The following is an 11,044-nucleotide window of genomic DNA, read 5'->3' as shown; positions in this document are numbered from 1 at the left end:
TCGCTTCTGGGTTGCTGAATCGTGTGGGTGGGGAGGACCACTATCCATACTCAGGAGTACCGCACCCTTGTCAGACTCCTTCGGGATCTGCGGCTCTCAGCCGGTCTTACTCAGGTCGAACTGTCGGAACGCCTGGGCCGCCCACAGTCCTTCGTCTCGAAGGTGGAGCGCGCCGAGCGGCGCCTCGATCTCGTCGAACTCCGTCAGTTCTGCCAGGAGGTCGGCGCTGATTTGACGCGCGTGGTCCGGCAGTGGGAGCAGGCATTGAAGTAGCGACTCTCACGAACATGCGTGGCAGGTTGTGCGCCGTCATTGTGAAAGATCGTGGTCATGAAGCTTGAGACAAGGCATCATCCCGCAATGCGGAGCACTGCGATCACGTGCGCCCTCCATCACGATCACGTAACCTTCGCAATCGACTTCTCCGCTTGATCCCAGAGCACCCATCGCGAGATAACTACTCGCAGCTACTGTTGGCGTCAGTGACAGCCTGTTCAAAGTCTGCGACCGGATCGTCACCTGCAAACTTCCACCCGTAGTATGAAGCCGAAAGCTCCTCGGCCGAGATCGTCAATGGATTTGTTCCGAAGATATTGACGTAGTCCGAACACATCGCTTGATAGACCTGCGGCGGGCTCGCGTATGGTCCCAACTCCATCACCGTGGTGGGCCTTGGGGATTCGCTGCCAATCGATCCCCCGGCATAGTGTTGCCACGCGAGGACATTCACGCCCCCGCTGGGACAGAGAAGCGGAGTTACGTTTCCGTCGGCATCATATGTGAGTTGAAGCGTGCATTCATCGCTAACGGGGGGAGCGGTCGCCGGTGCCAAGATCGTTCGTAATGTCGGGCTGCTTGTCGTCGTTGAAGCACTCGCCATCGTACTCGGACTCGCATTGCCCGTGGTCGTAGGAACCAAGCGGTGAGGTGCCGACTTGCCAGTCGATCTTCCGCTAAGGGCCACGTAGGACAGACCCGCCGCCAGTCCAAGCAAGAGGACTGCACCCATCGCAGCTCTGAATACTGGTATTCCATCGCTCCCGATGTGCGGCTTCCATACCGAATGATGTGCGCCACTCCTCGCGATAGGCAGGCCCGCTGCGCGAGCAAGGAGAGCAGATTTCTGCCGGTTGAAATCCTCGTCGGTTAGTAACCCGCGGTCGCGAAGATCGGCGAGTTTGGCAATCTCGTCTGCGGCGGAGAAGTGGGGTTCCACTGATACCGGCTTTCGGCAATTCGACCGATGGCTGTTCGGGCAACGTAGAGCACACCGCCTCGGAATGATGCGTCGCCGCCTCCCGCACGGTCATATTCATCGTCATATTCATCCTCGGACCGCGGTGGCGGGGGTGCTGGTGACGAAATTCTTTTGCCTCCCTCCTTTGACCAGGGCTGACGCGGCGCCGCGGGGGTTGCCTGCCTCAAACTACATGGTAGTAATTACGTCAGTCCTGAGGGCGGTCCTCAGGGATTGCGAGCACCGGTCGCAGTCCTCGCGCATGAACAGAAAGCCCAAAACCATGTCACCAATCCGACTGATTTGGCTGCCCGACGCGCCAGCGGAATACTCGTATCTTTCTCTGAGGAAGCTAAGGCAGCTTGTATTAGACCGAGACATTCGGTCGTGGCGCGTGGGCCGGAAGGTATATCTAGCACGCGAAGACTTGGAGAGTGTCCCCGTAGAAGTTCCTGCTCGGTCCTCTTCGGTTCCGAGGAAGAGGCGCCCGTGACCTATAGCGAATCTTCATCCCAATCCCTTGGCGCTGTGGACGTCATTGCCCTCGCGCCGACGGATGCTTTCTCTAAGGTCCAATCCTCATCAGAGAATGAAGTCATCAGCCGACTCGGACGTGTGATCGGGATCGACAAGCTCTCATTCAGCGCGCGCCTCCGATCGTATGACGAGGACCCTCGATCCTGGTGGACAATCAGGCGCCATGGCCGCTTGGAGGTACCCCTACCGGCGAAGACGGGAAGCTCTCCTGTGCACGTCCGTGTCTTCCCTGATCACGATGTGCTCTGGGGAACGGTGGATTTCAACCCATCGCGCTTCTTTGACCCCGATGGCGTCGGGCTAGCTCCTATCTCAAGCTTGCCCGGATGCATTGCGGATGCCATGAGAATCGCCGGAGACGTGATCGAACTTGCCGAAGATGTCTCTTCCGCAAGAGTCAAACGTGTTGACGTCACCCGTGACATTACCGACGTCGGACCGAGCAGCTCGTTCATCAAGGGATTTCTCGGTGCTCTTCGGCCCAACGCGACGGTTACAACCCTCTCACTTGGAACGGGGGGTGTCATCGAGGGAATCTCCAGTGGTTCAAGGTCGGGTGGAAGAGTTCTTTTGTACGACAAGTCCATCGAATCCAACGGTAGGGCACCCGAGGGGACACTTCGCTTCGAGGCTCAGTGCAGGGCCTGGGCGCAATCACAGGGGGGCATTCGTTGTGTCAGGGATCTCACGGAAGAGAGGCTCGCCACTCTGGCTTGGAACCGTTGGTGCTGGTCTGGATTTGGATCCTTTGTGGCGGGCGTTCCCCAAGTGCTCGAATTGGTGAACCGATCTGGTTATGACGACAGGGGGCAGCGCGACTTGAAGGCGTACGTCCTGCTCGCACACCATGACCAACTCGGTCGCATGGCTCCGGGGACCAAGAGCAGGTACGCCAAAAGGCTCGCCAAGTTGGGCCTTCATCTGCCGATCCTCCCCGACATTGCCGAATCTTCGGAGAGCGTTCGTTATCTCGACCTGATCGATGGCACTGCAAAGGTGCTGTCGCTGACGGAAGGCCAGCGCCAGTGACCGCTCTCGCGATACCGGACCTCGTCGAGGAGGACATCCCCGACTCTTGGAATGAACTCTGTTGGCCAGACGGACCTCCGATCGAACGCGGCCAGCGCGTGCGCTGCGCCCGCAAGTGCCCACCCAAGGGGACATGGAGCCGCTTCCAGGGGCAAGAGGGCACGGTTCAGGACGTCGTGGCGACAATTACCGAGTCGGGGCTACGTGTCTGGGTCGGTGAGGTTGGCGTGCACTTGGGCGACCGAGTTGGACTCGTCTGGTTCCGGCCCGACGAGTTGGTTTCTGTGACATCGGTCACGGGGTCGCAAACGGCCCTCCTAGCCCCGCTGGCACCACTCCGTGGCCATGATGGCCAGAAGGACTCTCGCGGCCGACAGGAGGCCTCTAGAGTCAAAGCCTTCGATCGCAGGAGTCGGCATGATCCGGAGAGCTAGGGCTAGTCGCCGCGCCGGTGTGGTAGGTCGGGCCGAGTCGACAGCATGGAAGCTCAGTACCGTGGCTAAACACCATGGAGGGATCGTGTCCCTAACCAAGCCTGTGCCGAGTAGTGCGTTCATACGCGTGTCGGCATCACCCCTCGCACGGGAGGGGGCTCGGTGACCACATCTGTGCCCCCCGACCCGGGCGATGCAGCTCGGGTGCTCGCCAACCTTTTGCGCGCGATCCATGCGGGCGAGGTCTCGGCTCCCGCGGGCGCCACTGCTCGCCTTGAGGGCGCATACATCGCTCTCCGGAGCCTTGCGGATGGCCACGCGCCCACCGTTGAGGACCTTTCCGAGGATCTCTCTTTACATGATACGGACGTTTAGTGTAAGATGACCGCATGGCGAGGCGTCCGAAACAGGCAGCAGATCCGACCCGGGTGGTCGGCTACTGCCGCTGCTCGACCCAAGAGCAGTCTGACAGCGGCCTGGGTCTCGATGCCCAGCGGGCGTCCATCTTGGCTGAGTGCGCCCGTAAGGGCTGGACACTCGTGGAGATGGTCGAGGACGCAGGATTCAGCGCCAAGAGCCTCGATCGGCCTGGGATGGGGCACGTGCTCGACTTGCTCCGCTCTGGTCAAGCGGGGGCGCTCGTCGTGGCCAAGCTCGACCGGGCGACCCGGTCGGTCATGGACGCTGGCAATCTACTGGCACAGGGTCAGCGAGAAGGGTGGACTTTGGTCGCCCTCGACCTCGGACTCGACCCCAGCACGCCCACCGGCGAGTTGGTCGCCAACCTCATGGCCTCGGTTGCACAGTGGGAGCGCCGCGCGATTGGCGTCAGAACCCGTGACGCCCTGGCCGCCAAGAAGGCCGCCGGTGTCCGTCTCGGGCGCCCCGTTCTGCTGCCAGCAGCCGTCGCCCAGCGAATCGCCGTGGCCAAGGAAGCTGGAGAATCGCTTTCCGCCATCGCCCGTGCTCTCAACGCCGATGGCGTGCCGACCGCGCATGGAGGATCGCAGTGGCACGCGAGCACGGTGCGAGCCGTCCTCGGTCGCCAGGCAGCCAACGCAAATGCGTAAAACGGACGCGCATTCCGCGAAACGCTCGCTCCTGTCGCGGACCACCCTGTGGTGGGAACAATCGTTCCAGAACCCAGGACTTTCTGCACCTGAATCGGACTGCCCAGAGGGTCTCACAGCCTCTGTAGTGCCTTTAGAGGCGTCGAAATCCCCGTCTGGTAGCTCACTGCCTCGATTCGCTCTACGGCCCTTCTGGAGCACTCGATGAGTAGGAAGGGACGGCGCCAATTCGGGAGTATCCGAAAGCGAAAGTCCGGACGCTGGCAGGCCAGCTATACGGCACCTGGTGGAGGACGCGTGCCGCTAGGGACGTTCCCGACAAGAGCCGACGCAGATGCAGCACTTGCGACACAGCAGGTCGAATTGGCCAAGGGAACTTGGATGAACCCCACGGGGCAAAAGCTCAAGTTTGGCGAATGGGTCAACGAATGGAAGACCACCACCGTTGATCTGCGGCTCTCGACAAGGGTCCGCGATCTGGGTTATGTCGACCGCTATATCCTCCCCCACTTCCGCCACCTGTGCCTCGGTGATATTGGCTACATGACCATTTGCAACTGGATTGCTGGTCTTTCGAATGGGGAGGCCAATGCGGGCAAACCTCTCGCTCCGGCAACGGTCGTCAAGGCTTCTCAGATCATGGGCAAGATCATGAAGAGTGCTGTCCTGGCAAGAAAGATTCCGTCTTCGCCATGCGAGGGAACGCCCCGGCCGCGAATCGAACGTGAGGAGATGCGGTTTCTCAACCCAGCGGAAGTGCGCAATCTCAGTGACACAATGGACCACAGATATCGGGCCGCCGTCCTCTTGGCCGCCTATGGGGGCCTAAGGATGGGCGAAGTCTGGGGATTGCGTACGAACTATGTGGACCTTGAAAAGTCCAGTGTGAGAATCGTTGAGATCGTGACCGATGTCGGAGGACATCTTGTCGTTGGTCCCCCAAAGACTCGCTCCGGTCACCGCACAATTCCGCTCCCCAGAGTTGCCGCCGATGCGCTGCGGGATCATCTTGAGCAACGGGCGGCGGGGCCAAATGACTTGGTATTCCCGGCACCTCATGGTGGACTTGTATCCCTGAATCAGTGGCGGACGCGCTTTTGGCGACCCGCCGTGACATCTGCTGGCCTCTCTCCTCTACGGCCACACGACCTTCGTCACACCGCGGTGGCGCTTTGGATCGCGGCAGGCGCGAATCCGTTAGAGGTAAAGACGCGAGCCGGTGTGACCTCGGTGGCATTCATCCTCGACCGCTACGGTCATCTCTTCCCGGGCTCAGAGGAACGAGTCAACGACGCCCTGGACGCGCTTGCTGCGTCGGCATCGGATCGCGCCCAAGGCGCGCCCGCCGCGGGCGAGCGAAGGGATGCTCCAGGCAAGAAAACCCCGCTGACCTTGATAAACGGGAGTGGGCGCAGGGTGACTCGAACACCCGACCTCAGCCGTGTGAAGGCTGCGCTCTAACCAACTGAGCTATGCGCCCGCAAGGAGCCGATCGTACCGCGTCACCACACCCGGGCCGTCGGCCACCGGCCGCCTCCGAGCGGGTCCCAATCGACCGGGCGGGGCCCGCACCTGGGCCGATCCGCACCGATCGGGGCCGGCCTCAACCTTGGGAGCCGCCCTTGTCGGTGACACCGGCAGCGTCGAAGGTGGCCATGTCTCGGAGGATCTTGGCCGCCGCCTGGACCGTCGGGATGGCGAGCGCGGCGCCACTGCCCTCCCCCAGCCGCATGCCGAGGTCGAGGACCGGCGATAGTCCCAGGTACTCGAGCGCGGCCGACGAGCCCGGCTCGCTCGAGCGGTGCCCGGCGATGAGGTAGCCGACGACGTCGGGGGTGAACGCGGCCGCCACCAGTGCGGCGGCAGCGGCGATGACCCCGTCCACCACCACCGGCACCCGCATCGACGCGGCGCCGACGACGAACCCGCAGAGGGCGGCGATCTCGAGGCCACCGAGCTCGGCCAGGACGACCAGGGGGTCGGCCCCCTCCGGGATCCGGGCCAGGGCGCGCTCGACGACCGCCGTCTTGCGCGCCAGTGTGGCGTCGTCGACACCGGTCCCGCGCCCGGTCACGTCAGCAGCGTGACGACCGGTGAACGCCGCGATCAGAGCCGCCGACGCTGTCGTGTTCCCGATGCCCATGTCCCCCGTCACGAGGAGCCGGGCTCCACCGTCGACCGCCAGGGCGGCCACGTCGACGCCCACCCCGAGCGCGGCGGTCGCCTCGTCCTCGGTCATGGCCGCCTCGACGGCGAGGTTGCGGGTCCCCGGGCGCACCGCCCTGCGCAGGAGGTTGCCGGCGTCGACCGGGATCGGGGTGGCCACGCCGACGTCCACGACGACGACCGCGGCCCCGGCATGGCCGGCGAGGACGTTGATGGCGGCACCGCCGGCGCAGAAGTTGGCGACCATCTGCGCCGTCACCTCCTGGGGCCACGGCGTGACGCCCTCGGTGACCACGCCGTGATCCGCGGCGAACACCGCCACCGTGGCCGGCGAGGGCACAGGTGGCGGGCACTCGCCGGCGATGGCACACAGGCGGACACCGATCTCCTCGAGGCGACCGAGCGATCCGCGCGGCTTGGTGAGGGTGTCGTGGAGATCGGACGCCGCCGAGGCCGCCGTGGCGTCCACGGGCCGGACTCGGGCGCAGGCAGTGGCGAAGCGCTGGTCGGTCATGACGGGCCTTTCCTCAGCGCCGGCCGGGCCGCACCGGCGCCGATGGGGCTGTGCCCACCGGCACCGGTGCGCCGTGGTCCGGCGATCGATCGATCCTCGACAGGGCGGCGTCGAGCCGTTCGAGCCCGGACGACGGGGGGACGGCGATGCGCACCACATCCGGCATCCCGAACGAGGTGCAGTCGCGCACCACCACGCCGTGCGGCGCGAGCCGCGCCCGAAGACCCGGCGCGTCCACCAGCACCCAGTTGGCGTCCGATGGGCGCGGGTCCAGCCCGTGCCGCCCCAGCACGCCGGCGAGGTCCTCCCGTAGGCGCGCCACCGCATGGGACCACGCGCCGAGGTCCACGCGAGCGAGCAGCTCGGGGAGCGCGGCGGCGGCCAACCCGTTGACCGCCCATGCCGGCTGCCGCGCCCGACAGCGGGCGGCGAGTGCGGCTCCCCCGGCGGGGGCCAGGACGTAGCCGATGCGCAGGCCCGGGCACGCCAACAGCTTCGTCAGCGAGCCGACCACCACGGACGAGACGTCCCCGCGTGTCCAGCGACCGGTGGCGAGCGGGTAGAAGGCTTCGTCCCAGACGTCGGCGTGTTCGTCGGGGCCCGCCAGGATGCCGCTCGGGTTGTGGGGGTTGGACCGCCACAGGGCCTTGCCCTCCCTGGGGTGGAGAGAGAACTCGGGCTCGGCCACGTGCCCGCCGAGCTCGTCGGCCACCAGACGGATCGCCTCGGCGCCCCCGTTGGTGAGGAGGATCCGCGATGGGTCCACGCCGATGACGTCGGCAACGGCGGCGGTCGCGGCCGAGGCATCGGGATAGCGGCGCAGTGCCCCGAGGTGTCGCCGCACGACCGGGACCGGGTCCGGCGCCACGGGGTTCAGCGACTGCGACAGGTCGAGGACGCCGTCGGGGTCGAGGCCGAGCGCGGCTGCGACGGCAAGCGCATCCCCGCCGTGCATGCCCGGTGGCGGGACCCCCGTCATCGGCTCGGCCCGCCTACGAGCGCCCGAGCGGGCGTGGTCCTCGTCAGCCGCCGCGCCCGACCCCGAACGGCTGCGCACATGCCGGCGATCGCCAACGTCCCCGCCAGCGCCGCGCCCACGTCGCGCGAGAGCGTCACGGCGCGGGCGATGTCGGCGGGCTCGGCACTGCGGCCCGAACCCAGCGTCGGTCGGACCTCGACCATCGCCCCGTACCGGTTGGTGCCACCGAGGCGCAGGCCGAGGGCGGCGGCGAACGCGGCCTCGGCCACCCCGGCGTTGGGCGAGGGGTGTGATGGCGCCTGCGTCCGCACGGCGCCCCACACCGCGCCGGCGGCGGTCGGCCGCACGAGGGCCACCAGCCCCGCGGTCACCCGTGCCGGCACGAACGCGGCGGCGTCGTCGAGGCGGGCGCTGGCCCAGCCGTACCGGAGGTAGCGCTCGTCGCGGTACCCGACCATGGCGTCGAGGGTGTTCACCGCCCGGTAGGCGAGGACGCCGGGAGCACCCCCGACAGCCGCCCAGAGGGCCGGCGCCACCACGGCATCAACGGTGTTCTCGGCCACCGACTCCACCACGGCCCGTGCCACACCCTTGGCGTCGAGCCCCGACACGTCGCGGCCGACGAGGCCGGGAAGGAGGCCGCGGGCGCCCTCGAGGTCGGGGACCTCGAGGGCGTCGCCGATGGACGTCGCCGTCTCCCTGAGGGCGCGGCCCGCCACCGCCAGACAGGTCGCGGCCTCGGTCGAGCCCACGAGTCGCCCAGCGACGAGACCGAGGCCGACCCCCGTCACGGCGTGCACGACGCCGGCAGCCCGGCTGTCGGCGTACACGGCGCGCTCGACCTCCTGGAGGGCGCGGCCGAACCACGCCACCGGGTGCAGACGCGCCGGCGGCTCACCCACGATGCCGTCGGCCAGGACCCCGAGGGCGGCGGACAACGGCCGGGGAACCGACGACCTGGCACGCTCCGGGACCGTCGAGGCGCTCGTCACCATTTTGCCGCCAGCACCAGGAGCCCGAGTGTCTCGCCGACGACGCCGGCGGCACCGAGCACGTCGCCGGTGAAGCCACCGATCCGCCGGCGGGCGAGGACGACCACGGCGCTGACACCGATCACCTCGGCCCCCACCGCAGCCAGGCCGTGCACACCACGACCGGCGAACGCCATCCCGATGGTGAGCACGCCCCCGATGACGGCGGGCACGGCTGCGACCCGGACCGCACCCCCCCGAGCCGCACCCCCCCGAGCCGCACCCCCCCGAGCCGCACCCCCCCGGACGTCGAGCCTCTCCGACGACTCCGACGACTCCGACAGACCGCCCGACCCCGGCCCGCCCGACGGCTCCGGTGTCGGAGGGTCCACGAAGGCGGACGCCAGGCCACCAGGCCGCGCGTAGTGCACCGTGCGGGCAACGATCGCCATCGCCGTGCGCGACCCGCACCACAGGGCGCCGACGACGAGTGGGAGAGCGACCGATGACGCCAGGGCGGCGAATCGGAGCACGACCACGCCGAGGAGCGTCACCGCGCCGAACGCTCCCACCGCGGGGTCGGCCATCACCTCGAGCCGGCGCTCTCTCGGCATCGGCGGGAGCAGGCCGTCGGCGGCGTCGGCCAACCCGTCGAGGTGCAGGTAGCCCGTGAGGGCGACGTCGACGACCACGACGACGGCGGCGGCGGCGATCGGCGGCCATGCCTTCGTCGCCAGCCACCACGCACCTCCGACGGCGAGCCCGATGGCGGCGCCGACGACCGGGAACCAGTCGAGCGCGCCGGGATCGGGCACCGACGCGGGACCGAAGGGGGTCAGGAAGGCGATCGCCCGACGCATTACGGCGCCCCCGGCGCTTCCAGCCGCAGGGTCCGGCCGGCCACCACGAGGAGGACGTCGTCGGCGCAGGCCGCCACCGCCTGGTTCACGGCGCCGAGCGCGTCCTGAAAGCGACGCCCCACCTCGGTCGATGGATGGACCGACAGCCCGACCTCCTCGGAGACGACCACGGCGTCCCCGGCGCGCTCGACGAGCGCCGCGCACAAGGCGGCTGCGTCGACGGATCCTCGAACAACCTCGGACCCGCGTGCGCAGCCGGCGGCCACCCAGGGCCCGAGCGAGTCCACGAGGACGGTCCCGGACAGGTCCCGCAGCACGCCGGCGAGCCCTGGCCCGGCCTCCACCGTGCGCCACCCAGCCGGGCGCCGCGCCCGATGGCGCTCGACCCGAGCGGCGAGGTCGGCGTCGTCACCGACGTCCACCGTGGCGACGTAGGTGACCGGCGGCGCCAAGCCGGACACGAGTCGTTCGGCCACCACTGATTTGCCCGAGCGGGCGCCGCCGAGCACGAGCGTGATCACGGGGCCGTCCCCGGCCGGCAGGCGTCCAGCACGGCGCGGTGGACGGCACGCGCCAAGCGAGCACCCCACAGCGAGCGGGGGCCGCCGAACGGTTGTTCGGGGCCCTCGGCGGGACAGGCGACGCACACGGCGTCGGACGCCGTCCCGGTCGCCGCCACCCCCGCCTCCCACAGTGCCTGCGCTTTCGCCTCCGTCACGGTGAGCACGGCGTTCACGAGTGCCGCGGGTGAAAGCCGCTCGGGTACGACCCCGACGATGTTGACGGTCCCGGGGATGCTTCCCGGCACGGCCCCGCCGTGTGCGCCGGGGCCGACGCGGTCCGCCTCGGCGAGCAGTATGTAGCTGCCCTCGTCGGGAGCGGCCGCCCACGTGGGGAAGGCGAGGCCAACCGAGACCTCCGCACGGGCGCCGTCGTCCGATGCCCCGATGGCGCGACGAAGGTCCACGGCGGTGAGCATCCCGACACCGTCACCCACCAAGCCGGCGTGCGACGCCAGTTCCTCCAGATGAGCCTCGGGGTCGAGGCGCGCGAACGAATACGGCACCTGCGCGTTGACCACCCACCGGCGCAGGCCCAACCCGCCGCCGAGGGGGGCCGACGACACCGTGAGCACGGGTTGGGCGAAGCGCCACACCAGCATGGTCAGCACCTCGCCGTCCTCGACGTGCTCGTGCGCCTCGGGGCGCACATCGGTGATCAGCTGCCGGGGTGTCGATCCGGCCATC

At 67.8% G+C, this 11,044-nt stretch carries 9 protein-coding genes and 1 tRNA gene; 3 read left to right on the top strand and 7 right to left on the bottom strand.

All coding sequences use genetic code 11. The features are described 5' to 3' along the window. Positions 1–21 precede the first annotated feature (21 nt). From VMV22_07575 to VMV22_07565, 3 genes are all read left to right on the top strand, one after another. The gene (locus VMV22_07575) at positions 22–273 is read left to right on the top strand and encodes a helix-turn-helix transcriptional regulator (GenBank protein ID HUY22186.1); all 252 of its coding nucleotides are present in this window, start codon (positions 22–24) and stop codon (positions 271–273) included. A 1,453-nt stretch (positions 274–1,726) separates the two neighbouring features. Beyond that, entirely contained in the window at positions 1,727–2,803 is a 1,077-nt protein-coding gene (locus VMV22_07570) for a hypothetical protein (protein HUY22185.1), read from the top strand. 823 nt (positions 2,804–3,626) lie between these two features. Next, positions 3,627–4,307, top strand: a complete 681-nt coding sequence (locus VMV22_07565; protein ID HUY22184.1) for a recombinase family protein — start codon at positions 3,627–3,629, stop codon at positions 4,305–4,307. Positions 4,308–5,713: 1,406 nt separating this feature from the next. Here VMV22_07565 and VMV22_07560 read toward each other — a convergent pair. The 7 genes from VMV22_07560 to VMV22_07530 all read right to left on the bottom strand — a co-directional run bounded on the left by VMV22_07560 (position 5,714) and on the right by VMV22_07530 (position 11,043). Further along, positions 5,714–5,787, bottom strand: a tRNA-Val gene (locus tag VMV22_07560). Between the two features lie 123 nt (positions 5,788–5,910). Continuing rightward, positions 5,911–6,987 (bottom strand): nicotinate-nucleotide--dimethylbenzimidazole phosphoribosyltransferase, encoded by a 1,077-nt coding sequence (cobT, locus tag VMV22_07555; protein ID HUY22183.1) that lies wholly within the window; start codon positions 6,985–6,987, stop codon positions 5,911–5,913. A gap of 13 nt (positions 6,988–7,000) precedes the next feature. Then, positions 7,001–7,966, bottom strand: coding sequence for an aminotransferase class I/II-fold pyridoxal phosphate-dependent enzyme (locus VMV22_07550; protein HUY22182.1), 966 nt, complete (start codon positions 7,964–7,966; stop codon positions 7,001–7,003). Then, entirely contained in the window at positions 7,963–8,904 is a 942-nt protein-coding gene (gene cbiB, locus VMV22_07545; GenBank protein ID HUY22181.1) for an adenosylcobinamide-phosphate synthase CbiB, read from the bottom strand. The genes VMV22_07550 and cbiB overlap by 4 nt, the downstream gene beginning before the upstream one ends. A gap of 50 nt (positions 8,905–8,954) precedes the next feature. Continuing rightward, positions 8,955–9,797: an adenosylcobinamide-GDP ribazoletransferase gene (locus tag VMV22_07540; GenBank protein ID HUY22180.1), complete on the bottom strand. Its 843-nt coding sequence runs from the start codon at positions 9,795–9,797 to the stop codon at positions 8,955–8,957. After that, positions 9,797–10,318, bottom strand: a complete 522-nt coding sequence (locus VMV22_07535) for a bifunctional adenosylcobinamide kinase/adenosylcobinamide-phosphate guanylyltransferase (protein ID HUY22179.1) — start codon at positions 10,316–10,318, stop codon at positions 9,797–9,799. Before VMV22_07535 ends, VMV22_07540 begins: the two co-directional genes overlap by 1 nt. After that, positions 10,315–11,043, bottom strand: a complete 729-nt coding sequence (locus VMV22_07530) for an adenosylcobinamide amidohydrolase (GenBank protein HUY22178.1) — start codon at positions 11,041–11,043, stop codon at positions 10,315–10,317. Before VMV22_07530 ends, VMV22_07535 begins: the two co-directional genes overlap by 4 nt. Position 11,044 lies beyond the last annotated feature (1 nt).

It is taken from the genome of Acidimicrobiales bacterium (genome assembly GCA_035531755.1).
Taxonomy (GTDB): domain Bacteria; phylum Actinomycetota; class Acidimicrobiia; order Acidimicrobiales; family UBA8190; genus DATKSK01.
The sequence above is the reverse complement of the archived record's forward strand: the minus strand, read 5'-3'. Positions and strand labels throughout refer to the sequence as shown.